Source organism: Brevundimonas sp. DS20 (genome assembly GCF_001310255.1).
Classification (GTDB): Bacteria; Pseudomonadota; Alphaproteobacteria; order Caulobacterales; family Caulobacteraceae; genus Brevundimonas; species Brevundimonas aurantiaca.
In genome coordinates this window covers 2620561-2646693 of the sequence record NZ_CP012897.1, presented here as the reverse complement: position 1 = coordinate 2646693, position 26133 = coordinate 2620561, and the positions used below count along the sequence as shown (strand labels likewise).

Below are 26133 nucleotides of genomic sequence, written 5' to 3'. Positions count from 1 at the left end.
CTTATGACCCAAGTCGGCGCTTAGGGAAGAGCCCTATTCGTAGCTGACTTCCTCATAGCCGTGCGCCAGGTTGCCGAAGCGGACCGTGTCGGCGTCGAAGGCCAGTTTGACGATGCCGATCGGGCCGTGGCGCTGCTTGCCGATCACGACCTCGGCCTGACCTTGAAGCCGGTCCATGTCCTGCTGCCATTGCAGGTGCTCTTCGGTGCCTTCGCGCGGTTCGGCCCGACCCAGATAATAGCTTTCGCGATAGACGAACATGACGCAGTCGGCGTCCTGTTCGATCGAACCGGATTCCCGCAGGTCCGACAGCTGCGGCCGCTTGTCGTCACGCTGCTCGACCTGACGCGACAGCTGCGACAGGGCGATGATCGGCACGTTCAGCTCCTTGGCCAGGGCCTTCAGGCCGCCGGTGATCTCGGACACTTCCTGAACGCGGTTCTTTTGACCGCCGCCTTCGCCGGTGGTCACCAGCTGCAGATAGTCGACGATGATCAGATCCAGCCCGTGCTCCATCCGCTTCAGCCGCCGCGCCCGGGCGGCCAGCTTGGAGATGGAGATGCCGCCGGTGGCGTCGATGTAGAGAGGCGCCTCGCCGATTTCGACCGCCGCATCGCGCAGCTTGCCGAAATCCGAGGCGTCGATCTCGCCCTTGCGCAGCTTGTCGGATGAGACGCCGGACGCATCGGCCAGGATCCGCATGGCCAGCTGTTCGGCGCTCATTTCCAGCGAATAGAAGGCGACCACCCCGCCGTTGACCGTCTTGCGGCCCTCCGGCGTCGGCTCCCATTGATAGGCGCGGGCCACGTTGAAGGCCATGTTGGTCGCCAGAGCCGTCTTACCCATCGACGGGCGTCCGGCGAGGATCAGCAGGTCGGACGGGTGCAGGCCGCCCAGTTTCCGGTCCAGATCGTGCAGGCCGGTGGCCAGACCGGCCAGCTTGCCCTCGCGCTGATAGGCTTCCGCCGCCATCTGAACGGCGCCGGACAAGGCGTGAGAAAAGCTGACGAAACCGGACGAGGGCTTGCCCGTCTCTGCCAGCGAATAAAGGGTCTGTTCGGCCTGTTCGATCTGTTCGTCAGCGGGGACGTCCGGATTGGGCGCCTCCTTGATGATCTCGCCGCCGATGCGGATCAGGTCGCGGCGCAGGGCCGTGTCATAGACGACGCGGGCGTAGTCCGGGGCGTTGGCCGCCGGCGGGGCCCGGTCCACCAGATCGGCGAAATAGCGCAGGCCGCCGAACTCCTGAAAGGCGGGGTCCTGTTTGAACCGCTCCATCAGGATGGTCGGCTCGGCCAGCATGCCCTGACGGATGTGATCCTCGATGGCGTCGAACAGCCGCTGGTGGAAGGGCTCGTAGAAGTGGGAGCCGCGCAGACGGTCGCTGAGACGCTCGAACACCCCGTTGTCGAACATCAAGGCGCCGAGCAGCGCCTGTTCGGCCTCCAGGTTATGAGGCATGGAGGCGACGCCGTTGGAGTCCAACGGGGAGGACGAGAAGGGCAGGGGGGCGAAGGCGTTCATTGTCTTAACGCTCTATCCCTCACACGCGCCTGCGTCAGTCGCGGACGCCGCCGCGACGGTGGACAGATCGTCCCCCCTGTGGGTGAAGTGAATCCGTCGTCTGCGGGGCTCGTGGATTCGACGCCGGGGCGCGCAACTGAGCGCGCCCCGGCCGAACGCCTCAGAAGCTGTAGCTGAGACGAGCGTACAAGAACCGCCCGTTGAAGCCGAAGGGCGAATAGCTCGGGAAACCGACCGAGCCGGTGGCGCCGTTCAGAGTGGTCGGCGTGTAGGTCGGGTATTCGTCGAACAGATTGTTCGCCCCGACGGCCAGACCGACCCCGTAGGGGAACTGATAGCGGGCTTCCAGATCGAAGAGAGTGTGGTCGCCGGTCTCATAGTCCAGTGTCGAGGCGTTATTGGCGACCAGGACGCTGGCGTAGTAGGTCGCCTTGGCCGAGACCGCCCAATCGCCCAGGGTCCAGTCCAGTCCTCCAACCACCTTGGTCTTCGGCGTGCCATCCTCGAAGGCCAGAATGTTGGACCGATCGAACAGGAAGTTGGGAGAAACGGGGATCGACAGGCCGGCGGGCGTGCCCGGCGTCTTGTCTACTGTCGTCTCATTGTAGTTCCCCGCCAGGGTGAAGTCGAAGCGTCCGAAATCCGTCGGCAAGCGATAACGGCCGACGACATCGACCCCCTGGGTGGTGGTGTCCACCCCGTTCAGGAAGAAGCGCGCCGCGCTGACCCCAAAGGGCGCCAACAGGGTCTGGACCGCCGTAGTCGTGGCCGCCGACTGGCTCGGGCGGGTTGTACCCAGGCTTTCCGAATAGATGATCCTGTCCTCCACCTCGATCTGATAGGCGTCGACCGTCAGTTCGAAGCCGCCAGAGCGGAATACGGCGCCCAGCGAATAGTTGATCGAGGTTTCCGGCTCTAGCGGCTTGGAGCCGAGAGCCAGGGCGACCGGATCATCGACGCGGAAGGTCCCGGCCTGGATCAGGCTGGTGGTGGGCACCCCGCCGATGACCTGTGTAACCAGATTGGTCGCCGTATAGCTGAAATACTGTTGCTGAAGCGCGGGGGCATGGAAGCCTGTAGAAACCGCGCCGCGCAGCGCGAAGGCGGGCGAGAAGTCATAGCGCGCCGAGATCTTGCCGGTGAACTGGTCGCCGAAATCGGAATAGTCCTCGTAACGCCCGGCGACGCCGAAGGTCAGGGCCGGGGTCAGCCGACCTTCCAGATCAACATAGGCGCTCCAGTTGTTGCGGTCTTCATCGGCCTCGTTCGAGGGGGCAAAACCAGGGAAGCCCTGGGCGCCCGCGCCGCCTGTCCCGCCCGTTCCGCGATTATAGGAGGCCGGTTCGCCAGCGTAGACTTCGAAACTTTCGGTCCTGTATTCGAGCCCGAACGCGACGTTCAGCGGTTCGATCAGTCCGACCTCAAGCGGTTTCACGCCATCGATGCCCAGGGTGAGCTGGTCATATTTCAATCCGCCCGCGTTGAACTCTCGCTTGGACCCCGCCCCGTATGAGGCGTTCAGGGAGTTGGTGACGCGGTAATCCAGCGAGTTGCGGCCATACCCCACCGACAGGTCCCATTCGATCCCGGCCGCCTCGCCCTTGACCCCGCCGTACAGATTGCGATCGACGATCTCGGTGTTGATCAGAGGCAGAAAGCCGTTCGGATAGATGGCGACGACATTGTTAGCGTTGTTGTAGGCGCGGGCGGTGGCGCCGGATTCGCTTTCCTTGTGCTGGATTCCGCCGAAGGCGTAGACTTCCCAGTCCGCACTGATCGGTTTTCCGGCGTTGAACCACAGCGACTGCGACTCCACGGCCGGGTCGCCGAACCGGCCCAGCACAGTGGTGGTCGAGGTGTTGCCGACGACGGCCGAGGGGGCTGCATAGTCGGAGCGGTTGGTCGGATCGCGTTTTTGCAACTCGCCGGATACGGTGACGAAGCCGTCCTCGCCCAATGGCAGGCCGACCCATCCCGACAGAGAGGTCTGTTCACCGTCCGTCGCCTCGTGCGATCCGCGTGCGGTGTCATATTCGGTGTCGTAGCGACCGTAGTTCAGTGTCAGTCCGCCGCCTTCACGCGCTTGGCGCAGGCGCAGGTTGATCACGCCGGCCATGGCGTCCGAGCCGTACTGGGCCGAGGCGCCGTCGCGCAGCACCTCGACCGACCCCAAGGTCACGGACGGGATGGTGTTCAGGTCGAAGGCGGTCGAGCCCCGCCCCAAGGCGCCGTTGACGTTGACCAGGGCGCCGACGTGGCCGCGTTGGCCGTTGATCAGCACCAGGGTTTGATCGGGCGCCAAGCCGCGCAGGGTCGCGGGACGAACATGGTCGGAGCCGTCGGAGATGGCGGGGCGTGGAAAGTTGATCGAAGGGGCGGCTGCGGCGAGGGCGGCGGCTGTTTCCGTGCCCGTGCCGGTGCGGGTCAGGGTCTCGCCTGTGATCACGTCCACAGGCGCTATGGTGTCGAGCCTGGTCCGCCCCGCCGTGCGCGTGCCGGTCACGACGATCTCGCCGATATCCGCCGCATCATCGGTCGAAGGCGGCGCCTCTTGGGCGAAGGCGCACGGCGCCGACATCAACGCGCTGGTGGAGGCGAAGGCCAGCAGAACGGAACGACCGGAAATCAGCGTCATGACTATCCCCAATGACAGCGACCAGTGGTCTTGGACGGCGACGGCCGCGATAACGACGTCCAGGGCTTAGTCGGCGCAAAAAATCACTAGGAAACAGCCAAAAATCCAGCCCAATTGGAATGTGTTCATCGCTAGAGTTGATGGTCAAGGCAAGGTTGTGCGCATGGCGTTCCCTCATGCCGAAGTGGGACAATCTGTTGCAAACTTGTCATACGATGGGCTCGCGCCCAGAGCTTGGTTCGGATCGCTCGGCCAGCAAAAAGGGCGCGCTCCGTTCGGAACGCGCCCTTGATGTCTCGACGATTCGCCATGGATCAGGGCGGGCCCCAATCCGGCGGGGTCAGGATCAGGCTTCGTCGCCGAAGCCTTCCTGTTGACCGGCGCCGCCTTCGATCAGCTCCTGGGCCGATTGCTCGGCGGCCTGGCGCTCATCATCGAACTGGCTGCGGATCACGTCCTCGCCCTTGGCTTGGCGCTCGGCCTCGTCCATGGAACGGGCGATGTTGATCTTGACCGTAGCGCGGACCTCGGCGTGCAGGCGGACCGGCACTTCGTGGACGCCCAGGGTCTTGATCGCCGTGTTCAGGACGACCTGCGAACGTTCGACCTTGCCGCCTTCGGCCTGGATGGCCTCGGCGACGTCGCGACCGGCGACCGAACCGTACAGCTGGCCGGTTTCACCGGCCTGACGGATCATGATGTAGGTCTGGCCGTCGATCTTGTCGGCGATCTTCTGAGCCTCGGCCTTGTTCTTCTCGTTGCGCTGCTCGATGGCGGCGCGGTCGAGTTCGAAGGCCTTCAGATTGGCGGCGGTGGCCCGGCGGGCCTTGTCGCGCGGCAGAAGGAAGTTGCGGGCGAAGCCGTCCTTGACAGTGACGACGTCGCCGATGGCGCCGAGGTTCTCGACGCGTTCCAGCAGAACGACCTTCATCTTACTTCACCACATACGGCAGGAGGGCCAGATAGCGGGCGCGCTTGATGGCCTTGGCCAGTTCGCGCTGCTTCTTCTGGGAGACGGCGGTGATGCGCGAAGGCACGATCTTGCCGCGTTCGGAGACGTAGCGCTGCAGCAGCTTGACGTCCTTGTAGTCGATCTTCGGCGCATTGGCGCCCGAGAACGGGCAGACCTTGCGGCGACGATAGAAGGGGCGGCGGCCGGCGGAGCCGGAGCCGGCCGGGGCGCCCGGGGTGGGGGCAGTCGTGTCGGTCATGATCCGGTTTCCTTATTCGGCGTCTGCGGCGTCGGCGTCGTCACGCGGGGTGCGCTCGCGTTCACGCTCGCGTTCGCGCTCGCGGCGGGCCAGAAGCGGCGACAGTTCCAGGTCCAGTTCCTCGACGCGGACGGTCAGCCAGCGCAGCACGTCTTCGTTGATCGACAGCTGACGCTCGACCTCGGCCATGGCGGCGGGAGGGGCGTCGACGGCCAGCAGCGAATAGTGAGCCTTGCGGTTCTTCTTCACGCGGTAGGTCAGGTTGCGCAGACCCCAGTACTCGATCTTGGCGACGGAGCCGCCGCCTTGCACGATCAGGTCCTTGATGGTGTCGTTCAGCGCTTCGGCCTGTTGCGCCGAGATGTCCTGGCGCGTCATGACCGTGTGCTCGTAAAGAGCCATGCGGTAGTCTCCCTTGTAGGCGTCGGCGCGGAAACGACCGGGTAAGTCGATCTCCACGATGGCTCCTGGCGCGGCGGCGGGACCGGTTGTCCAACCCTTTGGCGTTCCGCGTCAGGACCGAAGCCCTGGAAAGCGGGGGCGTATAGGGGAAAAGGCGGGAACTGGCAAGAACGGCGGGGCGTCGGGGTGAAAAGCGCCTGTGAGCAGGAGGCGAGCCTTCAGCGCGCGCCTCAGCGCACGTCTCACTCACTAGCGCTTTTCGCCAACCGCCCCTAAACCACCCCCATGCCGAAGCTGACGTCAGCGGTCGATCCGCAAAGCCCCAAGTACAAGTCCCTGCACGCGCATAACAGCGCCCTGGTCGCCGAACTTCGCGACCATGTGGCCAAGGCCGCGCGCGGCGGCTCCGACAAGGCGCGCGAGCGTCACGTCGCCCGCGGCAAGTTGCTGCCGCGGGATCGGGTCGAGCGGTTGTTGGATCCCGGTTCGCCTTTCCTCGAGATCGGGCAGCTGGCCGCCCACGGCATGTATGACGGCGAAGCGCCGGGCGCCGGCGCCATCGCCGGGATCGGGCGGGTCTCAGGGCGCGAGGTCATGATCGTCGCCAACGACCCGACGGTGAAGGGCGGCGCCTACTTCCCCATGACGGTGAAGAAACACCTGCGCGCCCAGGAGATCGCCGAGCAGAACCGACTGCCGTGCGTCTATCTGGTCGACTCCGGCGGGGCCAACCTGCCGCACCAGGCCGAGGTGTTTCCCGACCGCGACCATTTCGGCCGCATCTTCTTCAACCAGGCGCGGATGAGCGCCAAGGGCGTCGCCCAGATCGCCTGCGTCATGGGCCTGTCCACCGCCGGCGGCGCCTATGTGCCGGCCATGTCGGACGAGACCGTGATCGTGCGGAACCAGGGCGCCATCTTCCTGGCCGGCCCGCCGCTGGTGAAGGCCGCCACCGGCGAGGTCATCTCGGCCGAGGAACTGGGCGGGGCCGAAACGCACGGCCGCCGCTCGGGCGTGGTCGATCATGTCGCCGAGAACGACGAACACGCGCTGGAGATCGTGCGGTCGATCGTCGCCAATCTGAACACGACCAAGGCCGTGGAGCTGGATGTGCGCGAACCCCGCGCGCCGGCCTTCGATCCGGCCGAACTGTATGGGCTGATCCCGGAGGACGTCCGCGCGCCCTATGACGTGCGCGAGGTCATCGCCCGGATCGTCGACGGGTCGGAGTTCGATGAGTTCAAGGCCCTTTACGGCTCCACCCTGGTGTGCGGCTTCGCCCGCATCTGGGGCTATCCGGTCGCCATCCTGGCCAACAACGGCGTCATCTTTTCCGAAAGCGCCCAGAAGGGCGCCCACTTCATCGAACTGGCCTGCAAGCGCAAGATTCCGCTGCTGTTCCTGCAGAACATCTCGGGCTTCATGGTCGGCGGCAAGTATGAGGCGGGCGGCATCGCCAAGGACGGCGCCAAGCTGGTGACGGCCGTGGCCTCGGCCGAAGTGCCCAAGTTCACCGTCCTGATCGGCGGCAGCTTCGGGGCGGGGAACTACGGCATGTGCGGCCGCGCCTATTCGCCGCGCTTCCTCTTCACCTGGCCCAACAGCCGGATCGGCGTCATGGGCGGCGAACAGGCCGCCAGCGTCCTGGCCACCGTCCACCGCGACGCCGAGACCTGGTCGCCCGAGGAGGCCGAAGCTTTCAAGGCACCGATCCGTCAGAAGTGTGAGGACGAAGGAAATCCCTATTACGCCACCGCCCGCCTGTGGGACGACGGCGTCATTGATCCTGCGCAAACCCGGGATGTGCTCGGTCTGGCTATATCGGCGAGCCTGAACGCCCCGATCCCGGAGACGACCTTCGGCCTGTTTAGGATGTAGCATAAGACGGCTGTACTTCTCGCAGGGCGCCTCATATCGTCGGTCTATCAGATTTGGGGATCTTTATGCCGACGGTTACGCCCGCCCAAGTTGCAGCCAAGCTGGCTCCAATCCTTCGCTTGCATTCTCAGGATCCGCATCGGCCGATAGCTGTCGAGACATTTCTCAGCCGCTGCCAGTTGGTCAGCGGTAGCGGAGAACTTTCATCCGGGGGCGCTGACTTACCCTCAGGCATGTCCGTTCTCGACGCCGGGCCGATGACTCCGGATAAGTTGAAAGCGGGATCCTCCAGCACTGCCTTTGGCGGTGGAGAGATCGACAATATTTCATTGTTTCCTCTTCCGGCTGCGCCGGGCTCAGCACCGGTCGCTGATTGGAGCTGGGTGTCGCTTTGGCAGGGTTATTTCAGCGATATAGGCGAGCTTCTCCCCTCGTCTCCGTCGGTGATCCCCGTATCCGACCCTCATTTCTATAACTATCAGCTCGAAACGTTCTTAGGTCAGCATGGACCTACAAATAGAACGATCACCGCGCCGATGTACGTCCGCATCGCAATGCGTGACGACTACTATCTTATTTCTTACTTCGGCTTCTTTGCATATAATGGGGGCCTGGGTCCGCAGACGTCTTACGCCTCACGGCCGCTGGGTTCGGGCTCCGGATTCGGCGCTCACATAGGGGACTGGATTCGTCTCACCGCCAAGGTGAAGATCAATCAGGACAAGGTGTCGTTGCTCTATGTCGATTATGAAGCCCATGGCGATCCCAACATTGTCACATCTTCGAATTTTTCAGACCTGACGCTTGACCAAGTGCCTCGTCTGAACGGCTATGCGGCTTGGCACAGCCATGAGCTTTACACGACCGCCGGCGTCCATATGAGGACGGAGACCGGCTTTACGGCGAACGATTATACAGACGATGTGGGGCCAGTCTGGGACACGGCGCCAAACCTCACCTTCATTTCCGATGATGGCCCAGCATGGGTTTTCTACAACGGCCTGTGGGGCGCCAACATCACCGTGTCCGGCTTCATTCAAAACTATCTCAAGAACGGGCCGCAGGGGCCGGCATTCCACTGGTATTGGACTTCCGAAACTAAAGACGGCCAGTCGCCGATCGTGCAGTGGAGGGACAATCAAGCTCCGCAACTGCCTCCCACCACCGGCGTGAACTGGAGTCTCTCGCCAGGGACTTACGTCTATCCACGCACGCCGATTACGGCCTCGTGGGCGGCTGTGCCACAGGCCACATCATATGTGCTCAACCTGTATAGGAACGACGCCTGCATTCTGACAACAACAGTGTCCGGCACGCAGTTCACCTATAATATAACCGGCCCCGATATGTATTTCAGTCTGACCTTGGAAGTCATCGCCATGGGCCTCAACACCCAGCCGGGCGTGCCGTGTCGGTCCAGCTCCTTCTATTGCGGCAACTCCACGGGCTAGTTTCCCATGAAGGCTGAGCGAGTTGGCGATCGAATCGAGGAGGGTTGCGTTTCCGTTTGACGTGGAGCGCGTTAGGCTCTCGTCAATCGAATATCCGAGATCAAGACATGGCCGATCAACCGAACGACGCCGACATCAACGCCCTGGACGTCACCGACGCGGAGGCGGCGGAGATCAACAGCATCGCCCATCCCCTGGTCGCGGACCCCGCGCCGGATGCGAACGATGATCTGGTCCGGATCGACGCCACCACCGACGGCGTGGTCTTCGTCACCCTCAACCGGCCGGCCAAGAAGAACGCCTTTGACGCCGCCACCATCGCCGCCCTGCATGAGGCGTTCGAGACCCTGCACGGCGCCGACCATGTGCGCGCGGTCTTCATTCGCGGGGCGGGCGGAACCTTCAGCGCCGGGGCCGATCTGAACTGGATGCGTGACGCGGCGGACTGGTCCGAGGCCGACAATCGCGACGACGCCCTGGGCCTGGCGCGGATGCTGAAGGCCCTGCACGACGTCCCCGCCCTGACCTGCGCCGTCGTTGAGGGCGCGGCCATGGGCGGCGGGGCCGGAATCGTCGCCGCCTGCGACATGGCCGTGGCGGTCGAGGGCGCGCGTTTCGCCTTTTCCGAGGTCAAGCTGGGCCTGATCCCGGCCACCATCGCCCCCTATGTGATCGAGGCCGTCGGGGCCCGCCGCGCCCGCCAACTGTTTCTGACCGCCAACAGTTTCGACGCCGACTACGCCGCCCATGCGGGACTGATCGACCTGGTCCTGCCCCAGGGTTCGGTCGATGAGTTCATCACCATGTTGACCGACAGCCTGGGCGGCAATGCGCCCGGCGCCATGGGCGAGGCCAAGCGGCTGGTCGACGACATCGCCGGCCACAGGATCGATCACGGCCTGATGGACGATACGGCCAGACGGATCGCCCGGGCGCGGGTCTCGGCCGAGGGGCAGGAGGGGGTTCGCGCCTTTCTGGACAAGCGCAAGCCGAGCTGGACGGTCTGACCGCCATCGCCTTGATGCCGCCAGAAAAGCCGTGCGGTATAGCCCGGCTTGAAGCCTCCATTCCTTGGATGACGATGAAGACCCGACCGATCGTGCTCGTCGCCGCCCTGGCCCTTTCGGCCTGCGGCAATCCCACCTCGACCAAGGCGCAGGAGGGCGAGTTCGCCCAGCCCACGCGCACCGCCCCCAGCGATGCGGCGGGGATGAAGTCCAGCTTCGCCCCTGTGGTGCGCTCGGCCGCTCCGGCTGTGGTCAATATTTCGGCGCGCAGCGTGCAGCGGGTTCAGGTCGATCCCTTCTTCCAGTTTTTCGGCGGCGGCATCCCCCAGGCGCGGGTGGCCGAATCCGTGGGGTCGGGGGTCATCGTCCGGTCGGACGGGATCGTGGTGACCAACAACCACGTCATCGACGGCGCCCAGCAGATCAAGGTGGTGCTGAACGATCGGCGCGAGTTTCCCGCCACCGTCATCCTGGCTGACGAGCGCAGCGACATCGCCGTGCTGCGGCTGGAGAACGTCAGCGACCGCCTGCCGGTCCTGGCCATCGACGATCAGGAAGAACAGCAGGTCGGCGATCTGGTCCTGGCCATCGGCAATCCCTTCGGCGTGGGCCAGACCGTGACCAACGGCATCATCTCGGCCCTGAACCGGACCGAGACGGGCATTTCCGACTCAGGCTCCTTCATCCAGACCGATGCGGCCATCAACCCGGGCAATTCGGGCGGGGCGCTGGTGGACATGGACGGCGACCTGATCGGCATCAACACCGCCATCTTCTCGCGCTCGGGCTCGTCGGCCGGGGTCGGGTTCGCCGTGCCGGCCGCCATGGTCAAGCGGGTGGTCGACAGCGCCCTGGGCGGCGCCAAGACGGTGGTGCGGCCCTGGCTGGGGGTGAAGGGCGACACGGTCACCGGCGACATCGCCGGCAGCCTGGGCCTTTCCCGCCCGCAGGGGCTGGTGGTCACCGACGTCTATCCGAACAGCCCGGCCGCCCGCGCGGGGGTGCGTCAGGGCGACGTGATCACGGCGATCGACGGCCAGGAGATCAACGACCAGGGCGGGCTGAACTACCGCATCGGCTCCCGCGCGCCCAATGATCAGGTGCAGGTGGCCATCCTGCGCGACGGGCGGGTCCAGACGCTGACGGCGCGGGTGCAAACCCTGCCGGGCGAGGCTGATCCCGACAAGGGCCTCGTTATCCAGCAAGGGCCGTTGCAAGGGGCCATGGTGGCGCAACTCACGCCGGCCCTGGCGGATCGGCTTGGCGGCGATCCCTTCGCCACCGGAGTGGTCGTGCTCGGCGTCTCCGGTCGAGGCTATGCGGCCAGCGTCTTCCGCCAGAACGATTTGCTGATCGCGATCAACGGCCGTCAAATTTCCACAGCCGCTGACGCTCAGGCCGCCAGCGCTGGGCGCGGCCCTTGGGAGGTGGTCATCAATCGCGGCGGTCGGCAAATCCGAGGCGTTCTGCGCTAGGCCGCTCCGCCATTGGACGCGAAAAAAGGTGTCCGATGTGTCCGATCTGTCCGACGGCCTTTGTTTTTGCGGGGGGAATTTCCCCGACGCCGGTTAGGCTGTCCGAGGATGGGCCAGGAGCGGGCTGGAAAAGGGCTCGGGCTAGGAGCGGGGCGGCCAAGGCTGAGACGTCCGGCCGATGGGACACGAAAAAAGGTGTCCGATGTGTCCGATCTGTCCGACGGGTTTTGTTTTCTAATGAGAAATGGCCGGACGCTGATCGGACTGTCCGGCTGCCGCCGCGCTCTGCTCCTTCTGCGATGTCAAAGACCGGGCGTCATTATAGGGCCCTCGGGAGGGGCGCCGGGTAGTTCGGCGGGCGAAGCCACAAGCCGTTGAAACAAGGAGCGGGTTTTCGCGACATTGGACGAGAAGCCCTGGGATGGCCAGAAGGCAGAGGGCTGGCGATCGAGCGCTGCGAGGGCTCTCGCTGACCGGACGGGGCGAGAGCCTGATCGTCTCAACCCTTCATTGGCCCGCCGATCGACCAGGTGTGGCCGAAGGGATCGCGCAGGACGCCGTAGCGGTCGCCCCAGAACTGGTCCGCCATGTCCATGACCGGCTCGGCCCCGCCGACGGTCATGGCGCGGGTCCACCAGGCGTCGGGATCGGCGACCTGAAGGTGGAGGGTCACGCCGACGGGGCGGACGTCCTGGCTGCCCGTATATTCCGGGAACTCGTCGTTCAGCATCAGGCTGGCGCCGTTGATCCTCAGATGGGCGTGGATCAGCCGTTCGCCGTCGTCGGCCAGGCGGCGATCCAGCACCTCTGCGCCGAAGGCGATGGTGTAGAAGTCCACGGCGGCCGAGGCCCCGCGCGACGGAATCGTCAGGTGCGGTGTCAGGCCGGAAGTCGGGCCTTGGTTCGGATGGACGTCGGTCATGGGAACTCGCTATGGCGCTGACCCATACTAACGGGTGAAAACCGCTTTAGGCACGACTACATAGGTCGCAATGAGCGATCTTTTCGAAGCCTCCGGCATCCTGCCCCCCGATGCGCCCCTGGCGGACCGGCTGCGACCGCGCACGTTGGAGGAGGTGGTGGGCCAGGATCATCTGTTGGGACCGGGCGGTCCCATCCGGCGGATGATCGAGGCGGGGCGGCTGGGCTCCATGATCCTGTGGGGGCCGCCCGGCACCGGCAAGACCACCATCGCCCGGCTGCTGGCCCAGGCTGCGGGCTATGAATACCAGTCGATCAGCGCCGTCTTTTCCGGGGTCGCCGATCTGAAGAAGGCGTTCGAGGCGGCGCGGATGCGGCGGGCGGCGGGGCAGAGCACCCTGTTGTTCGTCGACGAGATCCACCGCTTCAACCGCGCCCAGCAGGACGGCTTCCTGCCCTTCGTCGAGGCGGGGATCGTGACCCTGGTGGGGGCCACGACCGAGAACCCCAGTTTCGAACTGAACGGGGCGCTGCTGTCGCGGTCCCAGGTCTATGTGCTGAAACGTCTCGACGACACGGCTCTGGATCAACTGTTGCAGCGGGCGGAGGCCCATATGGAGCGCGCCCTGCCTCTTTCACCCGAGGCGCGTCAGGCCATGCTGGCCCTGGCCGACGGCGACGGCCGCTATCTGCTGACCATGTCCGAGGTGTTGTTCGACCTGCCCAAGGGCGGGACCCTGGATGTGCAAGGGCTGGCGGGGGTGCTGCAACGCCGCGCGCCCGCTTACGACAAGTCGCGAGAAGAACACTACAACCTCATATCCGCCCTGCATAAATCGGTGCGGGGGTCGGACCCGGACGCGGCCCTCTACTGGCTGGCGCGAATGCTGAACGGGGGCGAGGATCCGCTGTATCTGGCGCGGCGGATCGTGCGGATGGCGGTCGAGGACATCGGCGAGGCGGACCCCCTGTCGATCCTCGTCGCCAATGCGGCCAAGGACGCCTACGACTTCCTGGGCAGCCCGGAGGGCGAACTGGCCCTGGCCCAGGCCGTGGTCCACCTGGCCACTGCGCCCAAGTCGGTGGGGGTGTACGAAGCCTTCAAGGCGGCGAAGAAGGCGGCCTATGAGACCGGCTCGCTGATGCCGCCCGCCCATATCCGCAACGCCCCGACAAAGCTGATGAAACAGCTCGGCTACGGCAAGGGCTACCAGTACGACCCGGACACGCCCGAGGGTTTCTCGGGCGCCGACTTCTTCCCCGACGAGATGGAGCGCCGCACCTTCTACAAGCCCAAGGGCGAGGGGCATGAGGAGAAGGTCAAGGCGCGGCTGGAGCGCTGGGCCGAGATGCGGGCGCGAATGGCCGAAGAGGCGGCGGTGGACGGGGCGGGGGACTGACCTCTAGAAGCCCCCGATGACCGCCCGCACCCCCGTCGCCCTGTCCGAGGATGAGATCGCCGCCGTCCGGTCCTGGGTGATCCACGAGGACGCCCATCTCATCGCCTTTTCCAAGCCGTCGGGCCTGTCCAGCCAGGGCGGGCGGATCAAGGCCCATACGCTGGACGATCTGCTGTGGGCCTTCGCCCGGTCCAACGGAAAGCGGCCGGAGCTGGTGCATCGGCTGGACCGGGACACCTCGGGGGTCATCCTGGCGGCCAAGACCAAGCCGGCGGCGGGTTTTTTGGGCAAGGCCTTGCAGATGCGGCGGTTCCGCAAACAGTATCTGGCCCTGCTGTCCGCCGCGCCGGACCCGAAATCCGGCTCCATCGACGCCCCGTTGCGGCGCGAGGAGATCGGGCGCGAGTCCTATATGCGGGTCGTCGCCTTCGACGCGCCCGGCGCCCAAGGGGCGCAGACCCGCTATCGGACCCTGGCCGCCAATGATCAGGGCGCGGTGGTCGAGCTGGAGCCGCTGACCGGGCGGATGCACCAGCTGCGGGTCCATATGGCCCATCTGGGCCGTCCGCTGATCGGCGACGTCCGCTATGGCGGCGCCCTGACGACAGAGGTCGGGCCGGCGCCGCGCCTGATGCTGCACGCCGCCAAGCTGAGCTTCCCCCATCCCGAAGGCGGGACCACCACGGTCGAGGCGCCGCCGCCCGCCGACTTTGCGGGTTTGCGCGCGGCGCTTGGCCTGTAGTCGGGGCCTCTAGTCTGGGCCTCTGGACGGAACGCTCCGGCTCAAACAACGCTATCTCAGCCAAAGGAGACCCCGCCATGAAGCGCCTCGCCGTTCTCAGCCTCGCCGCCTCGACCTTGGCGCTTGCGGCCTGCGCCAGTCTGGCGCCCTACGGCGCCCAGCGCGGGCCGGGCGGTCAGGGCTATTCCGACCAGAGGATCGAATCGAACCGCTATCGGGTGACCTACAACGGCGTGGGCGCCCCCGGCGCCGTAGCCGACTTCGCCCTGTTGCGGGCCGCCGACCTGACGACCGAACAGGGCTATGACTGGTTCGAGGTGACCCAGAGCTGGACCGACGGCCGCCCCGGCGGCGCGGGCGGCGTGCGTCCGAGCGTCTCGATCGGCGGCGGCTCCAGCCGGTACGGCGGCTATTCCGCCTCGGGCGTCGGCGTCGGCCTGGGCCTGAATTTCAGCGGCCCCAGCCCGACCTCGACCTCGCTGGAGATCGTCATGGGACGGGGTCAGAAGCCCGACCGTCCGAACGCCTATGACGCCCGGTCGGTGCAGGCCTCCATTCCGCGCTGATCAGCGCCCCCTGGTGAGGGCGCGATATTCGACCAGCCGTTCCTTGTCGCGCCGCACCTGATCGCCGACGGTGTTGTCCACGTCCAGCGAGGCGTAACGGACCCAGCCGTCAGCGCCCAGCTTGTCCTGAATGGCGTTTGTCGGGGTTTGCCAGCGGAAGTAGGACAGCCACGACACGCCGAACGCCAGAACGACGGCGACCAGTTGAAGGACGCGGAACCCGACCTCGTTCGCCTGGGGCGCCGGGAAGAGGGCGAAGGCGATCAGCCAGATCAGCAGAACCGCCGGGGTGGTGATCCGCCCGAACCAGCGCATCCAGTAGCGTTCGCGCCGCACACGCCACAGCTCCATCTGGATGAACTTCTCCAGATACTCCATCCGCGCCCCGATCCACATGACCAGCCGCGTCAGATAGAGGGCGCGCTGGCCCCAGGCCTTGCCGTCCATCTGATAGGTGGTCTCGGCCTGGTCCGACAGGGCGCGGGCGTTGGTGAACAGGTTCTGCAGCTCCCGCGTCCGCTGCACGATTTCGCGCGACAGCTCATAGGAGTCGTTCTCCAGTCGGAACCGGTACTGGATGAACAGTATGGTCGAGACGCCGAAGAAGATCCCGCCCGTCACGAGCATGGCCAGGACGCCCAGGCCCAGCCCCGCCGGCTGACCGCCCGCCCACTGGGCGAACAGGGTCGGCCCCATCTCGGCCAGGACGGCGAAGGCGATCAGGGTCAGGGCCTGGGTCAGCCGTTTGACGCCCACATGGACACACAGGTTTCGGAAGATGCGCCGCCCATAGGCGTGAACCCGGCCGCGGATGTCGCGGTCCGCCGGAAACCGCTCCTTGATCTGGCGTGAGAACAGGACGTGGAAGCGGTCGGGCTTCTTCTCGTTTTCCCAGAAGGGAAAGATGTCGAGGGGCTGGTTGAAATAGAGGTCGATGTTGCCGGAGATGCGCGCGATCGCCGCGTCGTCCAGGGTGAAATAGTCGCTTTCCTGGATCGGGCGCAGAACCCCTTCGTCCGATATGGCGGGGGTGTCGCTGGGGGTCGGCGTCGGCGGCGCGGCGCGCGGGGCCTCCGCCGGGGCTTCGGCCAGATCGTGCGGCTGCTCGGCCGCCGGCGCTTCGGGTTCGACGACGGGCGGCGGCGGGGTCATCGTCGGCGTGATCGCCGGGCTCTGGCTGTCTTCCTGCGACATGAAACATCCCCGACCTGAACTAGGCTGTTTCGGATATCGCCGTTAACCACGTCCGAGGGCAAGTGAAGTTTCGGTCAGACGGGCGGCGAGGGCAGGGAGACTTCGCTTTCGGCGGCGGCGGCGTATATAGGCCCGGATCATGACACGGTTTCTTCTCGTCGCCGCCGGCGGCGCCCTGGGGTCCATGGCCCGGTTCGGCCTGGGTCTCCTCGCCGCGCGGCTGGCGCCCAATACGGCCTGGCCGATGGGCACCTTCGCGGCCAATATCCTGGGCGGCCTGGCCATGGGCTTGCTGGTCGGCTGGCTGGCCTTCAAGGGAGGGGCGCATCAGGAGACGATCCGCCTGTTCGCCGCTGTCGGCGTGCTGGGCGGGTTCACCACCTTCTCCTCCTATTCGCTGGAGGCGGTGATGATGATCGAACGCCGAGATTACGCCCTGGCCGCCGCCTATGTGGTCGGTTCGGTGATCCTGGCCGTCGCCGCTCTCTTTATCGGCCTGATGGTCGCCCGCCGCGCTTTCGGAGCCGCCCTTTGACCGACCAACCGCCCGCAGACGCGCCCAAGCGCGAAGTCCTGACCCTCTATGTGGCGGAAGACGAGGACGGCATCCGGCTGGACCGCTGGTTCCGCAGGCGTTGGCCCCACCTGTCCAATATCCAGGTCCAGAAGATGGCCCGCAGCGGCCAGATTCGCGTCGACGGCGCCCGCATCAAGCCCGAGGGCCGTCTGACCGCCGGCGCCGCCGTGCGCGTGCCGCCGATCCCCGACGACACCTCGCGTCAGGCCGGCGATCCCCACACCCTGACCGAACGCGACATCGCCTTCGCCAAGTCTCTGGTCCTCTATGAGGACGACATGGTCATCGCCCTGAACAAGCCGCACGGCCTGGCCGTCCAGGGCGGCACGAAGACCAGCCGTCACGTGGACCGCCTGTTGGGAGCCTGGGGCGAGGGGATGGAGCGGCCGCGCCTGGTCCACCGCCTGGACCGCGACACCTCCGGCGTCCTCCTGCTGGGCAAGGGGCCTGAGGCGGCCAAGCGTCTGGCCGGGGCCTTCGCCCGCCGTCAGGCCAAGAAGACCTATTGGGCCATCGTCATCGGCAATCCGAAACCCTATTCGGGCCAGATCGACATGCCGCTGAAGAAGACCGGCATCAACGACTTCGAGATGATGCGCCCGGCGGATCGCAAGGATCCCAAGGCCGAACCGGCCGAGACGGCCTTCAGCACCATCTCCCGCGCCTCCGATCGCGCCGCCTGGATGGCCCTGCGCCCCTTCACCGGCCGCACCCACCAACTGCGCGCCCATATGGCGGGCATAGGCCACCCGATCCTGGGCGATCCCAAATACGGCGACGACAAGTCCCGCGAACTGTCCGGTCCGCTGAAGCTGCAACTCCACGCCCGCAGCATCGAACTGGACCACCCGCGTGGCGGCCTGCTGAAGGTCACCGCGCCGCTCAGTCCCGAAATGAAGGCCGGCTTCGCCCATTTCGGCTTCTCCGAGGACGAGGCGGAAGACGATCCCTTCCTGGGCGTGAAGCGAATTCGATGAGCCATATTCCCCCGCTCGACCCCATTGTCGCCGCCCGCAAGGGCTTCCGCGAGGCCCAGGAGACGGTGCGCCGCTTCTGGAGCGATGTGACCGTCGGGAGCCATTCCGACGGCGGCTGGGCCGTGCTGCTGGACGGGCGCACGCCCAAGACCCCCGCCAAGGCGCCCCTGGTGCTGCCGACCGAGGCCGCCGCCCGACTCGTCGCCGATGAGTGGGCCGCACAGGGCGAGGTGGTCGAGCCCTCCACCATGCCGGCCACCCGCCTGGCCTCGACCGCGATCGACCGGATCGGCCAGGCGCGCGAGGCGGTGGCGGAAGAGATCGCCGCCTACGCCGGATCGGACGTGGTCTGCTATCTGGCTGAACACCCGACGCCCCTGGTCGAACGCCAGCAGCACGCGTGGGGACCGTGGCGCGATTGGGCGGCGCGCGAGATGGGGGTGGTCCTGGCGCCCGTCTCCGGCATCGTCCACCAGCCCCAGTCGCCCGAGGCCGTCGCCCGGGTGAAGGCCCACGCCCTGTCGCTGGACGACTTCCGCCTGACCGGCCTGGCGACCGCCGTGCCCCTGTTCGGTTCGGCGGTCCTGGCCCTGGCGCTGGAGCAGGGCGCTCTGGAGGGCGGCGCCGCCTTCGACCTGTCGCGGATCGATGAGCAGTTTCAGGAGGAGCAGTGGGGCGTTGATGCAGAGGCTGCGGAACGCACCGAGGCGCGCCGCGCCGAGGCTGAACTGTTGCAGCGTTGGTTCTCGGCGCTGAGCTAACTTTCCAATGCGGAAAGTTTTAAGTTGACGATGTGGAAAGTCACTGTCATTTTCCAGTTTGGAAAGTGAAGAGAGGTCGCCATGTCCGATGAACCTGAGAACTACGAGGCGCAACTGGCGCAGATTCGAGCGTCGAAGCACTTCGTGCGCGACCGGGTCGCCGCAGGGTCCTGGCGCTACGACATCGTCTATTCCTCCATCGCGGCCGTGATCGTGGCGGGGCAGGTTGCGCCGGCGCCCTTCAACGTGCTGGCGTCCGGTTGCGGCGCCCTGGCGTTTGGCCTCCTGTGGCGCGGCTGGGCCGACAAGACCGGCGTCAGCGTGACCGGCCTCTCGCCGAAACGGGCGCGTTGGGTGGCCCTGGCGCTCGGCGCTCTCTTCGCCGTGCTGATGCTGGCCGCCTTCTATGCCGGCCGATGGGGGGAGCCGCTCTGGGCCTTGCCGCTCGGGGTGATCGCCTTCGTCGCCGCTCTCGGCTGCTCGCGCCTGTGGCTGCGCGTCTACCGAGCCGAAACGGAGGCGGGGGAGTGAGCGCGCCCGTCTTCGACGCTTTGATACACGCGCCGGGCCGCCTGCAGATCTGCGCCATGCTGTCGGCCGCCGACGAGGTGGAGTTCGGCGTGGTGCGTGACGGCGTCGGCGTGTCGGACTCGGTCATGTCCAAACACGTCAAACAGCTTGAGGAAGCCGGCTATGTGAAGCTGCGCAAGGCGGCCTTCGCCGGGCGCCAGCGCACCTGGCTGGTGCTGACGCCGACGGGACGCAAGGCCTTCGCCGGCCATGTGGCGGAGTTGACCCGTCTGGCGGGGCTGGCCGGGGTGTCAGTTCCCGGCTGACTGTCGGATCAGGGCGTCGCGCTCGTCCGGGGTCAGGTGACGCCATCCGCCCTCGGGCAGGTCGCCCAGCAGCAGCGGCCCCACGCGGATGCGGTAGAGGTCCGTGACCTCCAGCCCGACCAGTTCGCACATCCGGCGGATCTGGCGGTATTTGCCCTCGGTCAGGATGAAGCGCAGCCGCTGGGGTTCGATCTGGGTGACGCGGGCGGGCTTCAGCGGCTTGCCGTTCAGCTCCAGCCCGTGGCGCAGCTTGCCCAGCTTGGCCTCGGTGATCTGGCCGTCGACGACCACCAGATATTCCTTGTCCAGTTCGGACTGCGGCCCGATCACCGCCTTGGCCACCACCCCGTCCGACGACAGCAGCAGCAGGCCGCGCGAATCCTCGTCCAGCCGGCCGATCGGGGGCAGGGAGGCGTCGCGCGCCGGGACCTCGCCCTCGCCGACGCGGTTGGGGGCCTTCAACAGCCGCACGGCCGGAATCTTGCCGGGATCAGGCTGGCCCGAGACATAGCCGACCGGCTTGTGCAGCAGTATGGTCATGCCCGCCGCCAGGGCCGACTGGGCCGTGTCGTTCAGGGTCAGGGTCTGGCCCGGCTCGATCTTGCGGCCTGCGTCTCGCACCACCTCTCCGTCGATGGTCACCAGTCCGTCTGCGATCAGGCTCTCGGCCTCCCGGCGCGAACAGACGCCGGTCTGGCCCAGCCACTTGTTGATCCGGACCGGCGCGTCGCCGTCATAGGTGCGGGAAAAAGCCATTACGGTCCGTCGTCAAAGGATGCGGCTGTCTAGAGCATGACCGCTTCGGACGGAACCGCGAAGCCGTTCCTCCTCACCGCATCAGGCTCCAGGCGGGGCGGCCGTATGAGAAAATCGCGGGGGTCGTGAATGACCACGATCAGGACGTTCCGAGCCGGCGAAGGTTGATATTGCCGACGATCCGACTATATCAGACCTCATTCCACAAACGATGCAGATTGCGGGGCGGCCACGGCCGATCCCGATCATTTTCGTTTCTCTGGAAATTTTCCAGAAGCGTCTTCGGATTCGGCGACGCGATCTGATGACATATTGAAATTGAAAAGGAGACGTCTTGTACGCACAACGTAAATCTTCCTCCGGTCCTCGTCGTTCGAGCTATAATCGTCCCGTGCCCACCCGTCTTCGGATGGGGTTGGTGATGCGCCGGGACATGGACTTCGGTGAAATGGGCGATGTCGAGGGCGCACTGCGGGCTGAAGGCGTGGGACTGGCGCCCATTTCGACCGGCGACGCCAGTTTGGTTGCGGGCGGGGTGACGGTCTTGGCGACCGCAACCGCATCCGACATCGCCGAGGGGCGTTTGAAGGGTTTGATCGTGCCGGGCGGCGCGCAGGACGCGACGGGCCTGGCGGCCGTTCGGGCTCTGATCGATCTGGCGCGGGCAAACCAACTGCCCGTGATCGCATTCGCCGACGGCGTGGATGTGGCGGCCGATCGTTTCGGCGTGGCCGCACAGGCGCCCGGCGCCCTGTTCAACGGCGAACAGGTCCAACTGGTGAACGCCCGTCCGGATCTGGCGGCCGTGGTCGCCGCCCTCTGATCAGGCACGCCTGAACAGCAGCATCAGATTGTTCGACGGCATCTGGACCCGGCGCGTCGCGACCAGCCCCTGCGACCGGGCCAGATCCTCCACGTCCTCGCGCGCCCTCAAGCCCCAGCTCGGGTTTCGCGCCTTCAGACTCTCGTCGAAGGCGGCGTTCGACGGGGACAGGGGGAGGTCGGCCTCGCGATAGGGGCCGTAAAGCGCCAAGAGACCGCCGGGGCCGCGCAGCATCCGTCCCGCCAGAACCATCAGCCCCTCGGTCGCCGACCAGGGGCTGATGTGCGCCATGTTCGCGCAATAGACCGCATCCCAAGCCGTTTCGGGACCCGCCGTCGGGGGCCATGTCGCCGGGTCGGCGGCGTCCAGCGGAAGGGGCTTCCGCAGATTCGACGGTCCATCCCGCCGCCAGGCGTCGATGCTGTCGCGCGCCTCACGGCTCGGATCACTGGGCGTCCAGGTCACGCCGGGAAGGGCGCAGGCGAAGATCAGGGCGTGCTCGCCCGATCCGGCGGCGACCTCCAGCACGCGGCCTTTCTTGGGCATATGGGCCTTCAGCACGCCGAGAATCGGCGCGGCGTTGCGACGCGCCGCCGGAGAGGACAGGGCGCCGGGCGGAAGGGCGGCGCCGTCTGTGGCGACGAGGGAATCCATGGTCTGCATCTCGATCCTGTAGACGCCGCTCGGGCTGTGGCGTCTCTTTTTCGCTTCCGGCGGGTGTCGGCTTGAACCAAATCTTAATCCATCGTTTATGACGGTTGTCAGTACTAAGCGATTGGTAACCTTATGCGACGCGCGCTTCGCACCGGACTGTTCATCGGCACGCTTTTGGGCATGAGCGCCTGCGCCGGCGCCCATGACGCCGGTCGCGCCTCGACGTCCGGCGCCTATGGGGCGATAGAGGTCGGCCGGACCGGCTGAAGATCAAGGAAAACGTGGCGTCGCGCGCCAACCTGTCATAGTATAGGCGCGCGGACGCCGAATGTCGCGCCGCGTCGGTCCCCAAAAACCCCTAGATGTTACTCATCGCTATTGCCGTCGTTCTGCTCCTTGTGGTGCTCAACGGCCTGTTCGCCATGACCGAGTTGGCCGTGGTCTCCTCGCGAAAATCCCGCCTCCAAAGCCGGGCTGAAAAAGGCGATCGCGGGGCGCGCAAGGCGCTGAAACTGTCAGAGGAGCCGACGCAGTTCCTGTCGGCGGTCCAGGTTGGCATCACCCTGATCGGCATTCTGGCCGGCGCCTATGGTCAGGCCACCATCGCCGCCGAACTGGACCATATTCTGGAAGTCAGCTTCCCGGCCCTGTCGGCCTATACGGAAATCGTGTCCACGGCCCTGGTCGTGGTCTGCATCACCTATGTTTCGCTGATCGTCGGCGAACTGGTGCCCAAGCGGCTGGCCCTGATCTTCCCTGAAACCATAGCGGCGAAGATGGCCGCGCCCATCTCCACCCTGGCCGTCGCTCTGAAGCCTTTTGTTCTGCTGCTGACGGCCTCGACCTCGGGCATTCTGAAGATTTTGGGCGTCAAGGATCGTGACGGTTCGGACGTCACCCAGGAAGAGGTGGCGACGATCCTGGCCGAAGGCACCTCCGCAGGCCTGATCGAGCCCGAAGAACAGGTGATGATCGAGGAAATCCTGCGCCTGGGCGACCGGCCCGTGCGGGTGGCCATGACGCCGCGCCACGAAGTCTTCTGGATCGCCCTGGACGATCCCGAGGCGGTGTTGCGCGAAGAGATCCGCACCTGCCCCTATTCCCGGATCGTGGTGGCGCGTGAGAGCGACGTCGATAATCCCCTTGGGGTGGTGCACAAGAAGGATCTGCTGGACGCCCTGCTGACCGACGGCACGTTCGACATCGAACCCCTGGTGGCCGAACCGGCCTTTATTCCCCAATCGACCTCGGTCCTGAAGGCCCTGGAGATCCTGAAGGGGTCCCGGGTTCATATGGCCTTCATCGTCGATGAGTTCGGCGCCTTCGAAGGCGTCGTCACCGCCACCGACATTCTGGAAATGATCGCGGGCGACTTCAACGAGGGCCACGATGAAGACGACGCCTGGATTCATCAGCGCCCAGACGGCAGCTGGCTGGTGGACGGACAGACCGATCTCGACGATCTCGCCGATACCCTGGGCGAGGACTTCGGCGAGCATGAGGGTTTCCACACCGTCGCGGGCCTGATTCTGCATCAGATTTCGCGCGTCCCGGACGAGGGCGAGATTCTGCAGGTCGGCCGATTCGAGGTCGAGGTGGTCGATATGGACGACCGCCGCATCGACAAGCTGATCTTCAAGGAACTGGTGAAGGCCGAGGCCGAGCGGGAAGCCATCGCCGCCCATCTGGAAGACTGAAGCGGAACTGCGACATCGCCCTTGAAATGACGGGCGGCGTGGGGCATACGCCCCCCTCTGGCGAACGCGCGGGCCGGACGGTTCGCGCGATTGTCTAGGAGTTTAGCTCAGCTGGTAGAGCACCGGTCTCCAAAACCGGGGGTCGTGGGTTCGAGTCCCCCAACTCCTGCCAATCCCCCCTGTCGCTTCCGGATGGGACTACCCATCTGGGGCGACAGGAACAATTGTGTGAAGAGCAACTGATGGCCAAGGCCAAATCACCCGGCAAGCGGCCCCAGGCCGGCTCCAAGCCCCAGGCCGTCGCGGCCGGCGCCACCGTCGTCGTCGATCCGATCGAGCCCAAGAAGCCCCGCACCAGCCCGGCGCAGTTCTTCAGCCAGGTTCGCGCCGAGGGCCGCAAGATCGTCTGGCCGACCCGCAAGGAGACCTGGATCACCTCGGTGATGGTCTTCATCATGGTGGTGATCGCTTCGATCTTCTTCTGGGTCGTGGACACCGTCCTCGGTTTCGCCTTCCGATACATCATCGCTCTCGGATCCTGAGAAAGACGCGCCCATGACCGATGCAGCGCCCGCAAAGCCCGCCAACCCGCGCCACAAATGGTATATCGTCAACGCCTACTCGAACTTCGAGAAGAAGGTGGCGGAGCAACTGCGTGAGCAGGCCAAGCAACAGGGGCTGGAAGACGCCTTCTCCGAAATCCTGGTGCCGACCGAGGACGTCGTCGAGATCCGTCGCGGCCGCAAGGTGAACTCGGAACGCAAGTTCTTCCCCGGCTATGTGCTGGTGAAGATGGAAATGACCGACCAAGCCTATCACTTGGTCAAGAACACGCCGAAGGTCACGGGCTTCCTGGGCGCCGCCGGCGGCACCAAGCCCCTGCCGGTCTCGGAACGTGAGGTCCAGAACATCATCGGCCAGGTGGAAGAGGGCGTCGAACGTCCCAAGCCCACCATCCGCTTCGACATCGGCGAGAAGGTCAAGGTCATCGACGGTCCCTTCGCCAGCTTCGACGGCTCGGTCGAGAGCGTCGACGAAGAACAGGCCCGCCTGCGCGTCGCCGTCTCCATCTTCGGCCGCGCCACGCCGGTCGAGCTGGAATACGGCCAGGTGGAGAAGGTCGCGGGCTGAGGCCACGCCCCTGCCGGGATTTTAAGCCGCGTCCGACTGGGCGCGGCTTTTTTCGTTGTGGCGTGTGGATCGTTCCCCGCCGTCATCCTCGGGCTTGATCCGAGGATCGGATCGTCAGTCGCATTGCGCCTCGGACGACGCACAGCCCGATCCGCGTCCGGACTTCGGGTGAAGCCCGAGGATGACGAAGCGGGGGATGGGAGCGCCAGTCGCGTTTGCCTTTCCAGCCCCTCTCTGTTACACGCGCGCCTTCGCTTGGCGGGCCTCGGTTCGTGGAGCGTCAAATCCGTGGGAGGCCGCCATGCCGCACCACGGCTCACCGGCTCGTCGTTCGTTCGTCGGGTCATTCATAGGAGAGACCAATGGCCAAGAAGATTCTCGGCTATATCAAGCTGCAAGTGCCGGCCGGTTCGGCCACGCCTTCGCCCCCGATCGGCCCGGCGCTGGGTCAGCGCGGCGTGAACATCATGGGCTTCTGCAAGGAGTTCAATGCGCGCACCGAGAAGGAAGCCAAGGGCACCCCGCTTCCGACCGTCATCACCGTCTATCAGGACAAGTCGTTCACCTTCGTCACCAAGACGCCCCCGGCGACCTGGTACCTGAAACAGGCCACCGGCCTGAAGTCGGGCTCCAAGCTGGTCGGTCGTGAAGTGGCCGGCAAGATCACCGTGGCCCAGCTGCGCGAGATCGCCGAGAAGAAGATGAAGGATCTGAACGCCAACGACCTGGACGCGGCGACCAAGATCATCGAAGGCTCCGCCCGCGCGATGGGCCTCGAAGTGGTGGAGGGCTAAGCACATGGCCAAGCAAACCAAGGCCCAGAAGGCCCGCACCGGCGTCACCCAAGACCTGCTGCCTTTCTCCGACGCCATCAAGCTGGCCAAGGAAAACGCCAAGGCCAAGTTCGACGAGTCCCTGGAAATCGCCGTCAACCTGGGCGTCGATCCGCGTCACGCCGACCAGCAGGTCCGCGGTGTGGTCAACCTGCCGTCCGGCACCGGCCGTGACGTCCGCGTCGCCGTCTTCGCCAAGGACGCCAAGGCCGCTGAAGCCGTCGCGGCCGGCGCCGAGCACGTCGGCGCCGAAGACCTGTACGAGAAGATCGCCGGCGGCTTCATGGAGTTCGACCGCGTGATCGCCTCGCCGGACATGATGGCCCTGGTCGGCCGTCTGGGTAAGGTGCTGGGCCCGCGCGGCCTGATGCCGAACCCCAAGGTCGGCACCGTGACCCCGAACGTCGCCCAGGCCGTCAAGGACGCCAAGGGCGGCGCGGTCGAGTTCCGCGTCGAGAAGGCGGGCATCGTCCACGCCGGCGTCGGCAAGGTCTCCTTCACCCAGGAAGCTCTGGAGGCCAACGTCAAGGCCATCGTGGACGCCCTGGTCCGCGCCAAGCCGTCGGGCGCCAAGGGCACCTATGTGAAGCGCATCAGCCTGTCGTCGACGATGGGCCCGGGCTTCAAGGTCGATCCGGCCTCGCTGGGCGCCTAAGCCGTCTGCGTCGAAAGACGATCGGTA

At 65.8% G+C, this 26133-nt stretch carries 28 protein-coding genes and 1 tRNA gene; 20 read left to right on the top strand and 9 right to left on the bottom strand.

Translation table 11 applies throughout. The annotated features are described in order from the left end of the window. Positions 1 to 33: 33 nt before the first annotated feature. From JL11_RS12960 to rpsF, 5 genes are all read right to left on the bottom strand, one after another. The gene (locus JL11_RS12960) at positions 34 to 1524 is read right to left on the bottom strand and encodes a replicative DNA helicase (protein WP_054766017.1); all 1491 of its coding nucleotides are present in this window, start codon (positions 1522 to 1524) and stop codon (positions 34 to 36) included. Positions 1525 to 1684: 160 nt separating this feature from the next. After that, positions 1685 to 4159: a TonB-dependent receptor plug domain-containing protein gene (locus tag JL11_RS12955; RefSeq protein ID WP_054766016.1), complete on the bottom strand. Its 2475-nt coding sequence runs from the start codon at positions 4157 to 4159 to the stop codon at positions 1685 to 1687. 346 nt (positions 4160 to 4505) lie between these two features. Further along, complete coding sequence (rplI, locus tag JL11_RS12950) at positions 4506 to 5090, bottom strand: 50S ribosomal protein L9 (RefSeq protein ID WP_054766015.1); 585 nt, start codon at positions 5088 to 5090, stop codon at positions 4506 to 4508. A 1-nt stretch (position 5091) separates the two neighbouring features. Further along, positions 5092 to 5370: a 30S ribosomal protein S18 gene (rpsR, locus tag JL11_RS12945; RefSeq protein WP_054766014.1), complete on the bottom strand. Its 279-nt coding sequence runs from the start codon at positions 5368 to 5370 to the stop codon at positions 5092 to 5094. Positions 5371 to 5382: 12 nt separating this feature from the next. Continuing rightward, positions 5383 to 5772, bottom strand: coding sequence for a 30S ribosomal protein S6 (gene rpsF, locus JL11_RS12940; RefSeq protein WP_054766976.1), 390 nt, complete (start codon positions 5770 to 5772; stop codon positions 5383 to 5385). A gap of 285 nt (positions 5773 to 6057) precedes the next feature. On the opposite strand from rpsF, the gene JL11_RS12935 reads away from it, so the two are divergent. The 4 genes from JL11_RS12935 to JL11_RS12920 all read left to right on the top strand — a co-directional run bounded on the left by JL11_RS12935 (position 6058) and on the right by JL11_RS12920 (position 11583). Next, entirely contained in the window at positions 6058 to 7650 is a 1593-nt protein-coding gene (locus JL11_RS12935) for a carboxyl transferase domain-containing protein (protein WP_054766013.1), read from the top strand. A 233-nt stretch (positions 7651 to 7883) separates the two neighbouring features. Beyond that, a complete protein-coding gene (locus JL11_RS12930; RefSeq protein WP_152950545.1) occupies positions 7884 to 9101 on the top strand; it encodes a hypothetical protein in 1218 nt (405 codons plus the stop codon). 107 nt (positions 9102 to 9208) lie between these two features. Beyond that, positions 9209 to 10108: an enoyl-CoA hydratase-related protein gene (locus JL11_RS12925; RefSeq protein ID WP_054766011.1), complete on the top strand. Its 900-nt coding sequence runs from the start codon at positions 9209 to 9211 to the stop codon at positions 10106 to 10108. 74 nt (positions 10109 to 10182) lie between these two features. Next, a complete protein-coding gene (locus JL11_RS12920; RefSeq protein ID WP_082382801.1) occupies positions 10183 to 11583 on the top strand; it encodes a Do family serine endopeptidase in 1401 nt (466 codons plus the stop codon). A 499-nt stretch (positions 11584 to 12082) separates the two neighbouring features. On the opposite strand, the gene JL11_RS12915 is transcribed toward JL11_RS12920, so the two are convergent. Further along, the gene (locus JL11_RS12915) at positions 12083 to 12505 is read right to left on the bottom strand and encodes a VOC family protein (protein ID WP_054766009.1); all 423 of its coding nucleotides are present in this window, start codon (positions 12503 to 12505) and stop codon (positions 12083 to 12085) included. Between the two features lie 70 nt (positions 12506 to 12575). Between JL11_RS12915 and JL11_RS12910 the strand changes: the two genes are divergently transcribed. From JL11_RS12910 to JL11_RS12900, 3 genes are all read left to right on the top strand, one after another. Further along, positions 12576 to 13904: a replication-associated recombination protein A gene (locus JL11_RS12910; protein WP_054766008.1), complete on the top strand. Its 1329-nt coding sequence runs from the start codon at positions 12576 to 12578 to the stop codon at positions 13902 to 13904. 16 nt (positions 13905 to 13920) lie between these two features. Then, complete coding sequence (locus JL11_RS12905) at positions 13921 to 14646, top strand: RluA family pseudouridine synthase (RefSeq protein ID WP_054766007.1); 726 nt, start codon at positions 13921 to 13923, stop codon at positions 14644 to 14646. A gap of 77 nt (positions 14647 to 14723) precedes the next feature. Beyond that, on the top strand, positions 14724 to 15212 hold the full coding sequence (locus tag JL11_RS12900; protein WP_054766006.1) for a CC0125/CC1285 family lipoprotein: 489 nt from the start codon (positions 14724 to 14726) through the stop codon (positions 15210 to 15212). Here the strand turns inward: JL11_RS12900 and JL11_RS12895 are convergent, their stop codons facing one another. Continuing rightward, the gene (locus JL11_RS12895; RefSeq protein ID WP_054766005.1) at positions 15213 to 16406 is read right to left on the bottom strand and encodes a hypothetical protein; all 1194 of its coding nucleotides are present in this window, start codon (positions 16404 to 16406) and stop codon (positions 15213 to 15215) included. Between the two features lie 139 nt (positions 16407 to 16545). Between JL11_RS12895 and crcB the strand changes: the two genes are divergently transcribed. The 5 genes from crcB to JL11_RS12870 all read left to right on the top strand — a co-directional run bounded on the left by crcB (position 16546) and on the right by JL11_RS12870 (position 19557). Next, a complete protein-coding gene (gene crcB / locus JL11_RS12890) occupies positions 16546 to 16941 on the top strand; it encodes a fluoride efflux transporter CrcB (RefSeq protein ID WP_054766004.1) in 396 nt (131 codons plus the stop codon). Further along, positions 16938 to 17960, top strand: a complete 1023-nt coding sequence (locus tag JL11_RS12885) for an RluA family pseudouridine synthase (protein ID WP_054766003.1) — start codon at positions 16938 to 16940, stop codon at positions 17958 to 17960. The genes crcB and JL11_RS12885 overlap by 4 nt, the downstream gene beginning before the upstream one ends. Further along, entirely contained in the window at positions 17957 to 18721 is a 765-nt protein-coding gene (locus tag JL11_RS12880; RefSeq protein WP_054766002.1) for an ATP12 family chaperone protein, read from the top strand. Before JL11_RS12885 ends, JL11_RS12880 begins: the two co-directional genes overlap by 4 nt. 81 nt (positions 18722 to 18802) lie before the next feature. Further along, positions 18803 to 19252, top strand: coding sequence for a hypothetical protein (locus JL11_RS17565; RefSeq protein ID WP_054766001.1), 450 nt, complete (start codon positions 18803 to 18805; stop codon positions 19250 to 19252). Then, the gene (locus tag JL11_RS12870) at positions 19249 to 19557 is read left to right on the top strand and encodes a transcriptional regulator (RefSeq protein ID WP_054766000.1); all 309 of its coding nucleotides are present in this window, start codon (positions 19249 to 19251) and stop codon (positions 19555 to 19557) included. The genes JL11_RS17565 and JL11_RS12870 overlap by 4 nt, the downstream gene beginning before the upstream one ends. Here JL11_RS12870 and JL11_RS12865 read toward each other — a convergent pair. Next, positions 19543 to 20313 (bottom strand): pseudouridine synthase, encoded by a 771-nt coding sequence (locus JL11_RS12865; RefSeq protein WP_054765999.1) that lies wholly within the window; start codon positions 20311 to 20313, stop codon positions 19543 to 19545. The two genes, JL11_RS12870 and JL11_RS12865, sit on opposite strands and share 15 nt — an antisense overlap. Positions 20314 to 20734: 421 nt before the next feature. On the opposite strand from JL11_RS12865, the gene JL11_RS12860 reads away from it, so the two are divergent. Next, positions 20735 to 21136: a hypothetical protein gene (locus JL11_RS12860; RefSeq protein ID WP_007445689.1), complete on the top strand. Its 402-nt coding sequence runs from the start codon at positions 20735 to 20737 to the stop codon at positions 21134 to 21136. On the opposite strand, the gene JL11_RS12855 is transcribed toward JL11_RS12860, so the two are convergent. Further along, on the bottom strand, positions 21137 to 21790 hold the full coding sequence (locus JL11_RS12855) for a DUF938 domain-containing protein (RefSeq protein WP_054766975.1): 654 nt from the start codon (positions 21788 to 21790) through the stop codon (positions 21137 to 21139). It lies immediately after the preceding gene. Positions 21791 to 21922: 132 nt separating this feature from the next. Here JL11_RS12855 and JL11_RS18100 point away from each other — a divergent pair, with 132 nt between their 5' ends. The 7 genes from JL11_RS18100 (at position 21923) to rplA (ending at position 26106) form a co-directional block, all read left to right on the top strand. Beyond that, positions 21923 to 22057 (top strand): hypothetical protein, encoded by a 135-nt coding sequence (locus JL11_RS18100; protein ID WP_255478917.1) that lies wholly within the window; start codon positions 21923 to 21925, stop codon positions 22055 to 22057. A gap of 95 nt (positions 22058 to 22152) precedes the next feature. Further along, entirely contained in the window at positions 22153 to 23487 is a 1335-nt protein-coding gene (locus tag JL11_RS12850) for a hemolysin family protein (protein ID WP_191554085.1), read from the top strand. Positions 23488 to 23583: 96 nt separating this feature from the next. Next, positions 23584 to 23659: transfer RNA gene (locus JL11_RS12845), tRNA-Trp, on the top strand. Positions 23660 to 23729: 70 nt separating this feature from the next. Next, on the top strand, positions 23730 to 24029 hold the full coding sequence (gene secE / locus JL11_RS12840; RefSeq protein ID WP_054765998.1) for a preprotein translocase subunit SecE: 300 nt from the start codon (positions 23730 to 23732) through the stop codon (positions 24027 to 24029). Positions 24030 to 24042: 13 nt separating this feature from the next. Continuing rightward, positions 24043 to 24618, top strand: a complete 576-nt coding sequence (nusG, locus tag JL11_RS12835) for a transcription termination/antitermination protein NusG (RefSeq protein ID WP_054765997.1) — start codon at positions 24043 to 24045, stop codon at positions 24616 to 24618. 362 nt (positions 24619 to 24980) lie between these two features. Then, entirely contained in the window at positions 24981 to 25412 is a 432-nt protein-coding gene (rplK, locus tag JL11_RS12830; protein WP_054765996.1) for a 50S ribosomal protein L11, read from the top strand. Positions 25413 to 25416: 4 nt separating this feature from the next. Next, positions 25417 to 26106, top strand: a complete 690-nt coding sequence (gene rplA / locus JL11_RS12825; protein ID WP_054765995.1) for a 50S ribosomal protein L1 — start codon at positions 25417 to 25419, stop codon at positions 26104 to 26106. Positions 26107 to 26133: the final 27 nt, after the last annotated feature.

Excerpts from the sequence above, each read along its gene's own strand:
- rpsR (WP_054766014.1), bottom strand. The coding sequence starts at position 5,370 with ATGACCGACACGACTGCCCCCACCCCGGGCGCCCCGGCCGGCTCCGGC.
- JL11_RS12960 (WP_054766017.1), bottom strand. The coding sequence starts at position 1,524 with ATGAACGCCTTCGCCCCCCTGCCCTTCTCGTCCTCCCCGTTGGACTCC.
- JL11_RS12955 (WP_054766016.1), bottom strand. The coding sequence starts at position 4,159 with ATGACGCTGATTTCCGGTCGTTCCGTTCTGCTGGCCTTCGCCTCCACC.
- rpsF (WP_054766976.1), bottom strand. The coding sequence starts at position 5,772 with ATGGCTCTTTACGAGCACACGGTCATGACGCGCCAGGACATCTCGGCG.
- secE (WP_054765998.1), top strand. The coding sequence starts at position 23,730 with ATGGCCAAGGCCAAATCACCCGGCAAGCGGCCCCAGGCCGGCTCCAAG.
- nusG (WP_054765997.1), top strand. The coding sequence starts at position 24,043 with ATGACCGATGCAGCGCCCGCAAAGCCCGCCAACCCGCGCCACAAATGG.
- JL11_RS12850 (WP_191554085.1), top strand. The coding sequence starts at position 22,153 with ATGTTACTCATCGCTATTGCCGTCGTTCTGCTCCTTGTGGTGCTCAAC.
- JL11_RS12865 (WP_054765999.1), bottom strand. The coding sequence starts at position 20,313 with ATGGCTTTTTCCCGCACCTATGACGGCGACGCGCCGGTCCGGATCAAC.
- JL11_RS12920 (WP_082382801.1), top strand. The coding sequence starts at position 10,183 with ATGAAGACCCGACCGATCGTGCTCGTCGCCGCCCTGGCCCTTTCGGCC.
- JL11_RS12930 (WP_152950545.1), top strand. The coding sequence starts at position 7,884 with ATGTCCGTTCTCGACGCCGGGCCGATGACTCCGGATAAGTTGAAAGCG.
- JL11_RS12910 (WP_054766008.1), top strand. The coding sequence starts at position 12,576 with ATGAGCGATCTTTTCGAAGCCTCCGGCATCCTGCCCCCCGATGCGCCC.
- JL11_RS12935 (WP_054766013.1), top strand. The coding sequence starts at position 6,058 with ATGCCGAAGCTGACGTCAGCGGTCGATCCGCAAAGCCCCAAGTACAAG.
- JL11_RS12855 (WP_054766975.1), bottom strand. The coding sequence starts at position 21,790 with ATGGATTCCCTCGTCGCCACAGACGGCGCCGCCCTTCCGCCCGGCGCC.
- JL11_RS12905 (WP_054766007.1), top strand. The coding sequence starts at position 13,921 with ATGACCGCCCGCACCCCCGTCGCCCTGTCCGAGGATGAGATCGCCGCC.
- JL11_RS12900 (WP_054766006.1), top strand. The coding sequence starts at position 14,724 with ATGAAGCGCCTCGCCGTTCTCAGCCTCGCCGCCTCGACCTTGGCGCTT.
- JL11_RS12880 (WP_054766002.1), top strand. The coding sequence starts at position 17,957 with ATGAGCCATATTCCCCCGCTCGACCCCATTGTCGCCGCCCGCAAGGGC.
- JL11_RS12860 (WP_007445689.1), top strand. The coding sequence starts at position 20,735 with ATGCGCCGGGACATGGACTTCGGTGAAATGGGCGATGTCGAGGGCGCA.
- crcB (WP_054766004.1), top strand. The coding sequence starts at position 16,546 with ATGACACGGTTTCTTCTCGTCGCCGCCGGCGGCGCCCTGGGGTCCATG.
- rplK (WP_054765996.1), top strand. The coding sequence starts at position 24,981 with ATGGCCAAGAAGATTCTCGGCTATATCAAGCTGCAAGTGCCGGCCGGT.
- rplA (WP_054765995.1), top strand. The coding sequence starts at position 25,417 with ATGGCCAAGCAAACCAAGGCCCAGAAGGCCCGCACCGGCGTCACCCAA.
- JL11_RS17565 (WP_054766001.1), top strand. The coding sequence starts at position 18,803 with ATGTCCGATGAACCTGAGAACTACGAGGCGCAACTGGCGCAGATTCGA.
- rplI (WP_054766015.1), bottom strand. The coding sequence starts at position 5,090 with ATGAAGGTCGTTCTGCTGGAACGCGTCGAGAACCTCGGCGCCATCGGC.
- JL11_RS12915 (WP_054766009.1), bottom strand. The coding sequence starts at position 12,505 with ATGACCGACGTCCATCCGAACCAAGGCCCGACTTCCGGCCTGACACCG.
- JL11_RS12925 (WP_054766011.1), top strand. The coding sequence starts at position 9,209 with ATGGCCGATCAACCGAACGACGCCGACATCAACGCCCTGGACGTCACC.
- JL11_RS18100 (WP_255478917.1), top strand. The coding sequence starts at position 21,923 with ATGCGACGCGCGCTTCGCACCGGACTGTTCATCGGCACGCTTTTGGGC.
- JL11_RS12895 (WP_054766005.1), bottom strand. The coding sequence starts at position 16,406 with ATGTCGCAGGAAGACAGCCAGAGCCCGGCGATCACGCCGACGATGACC.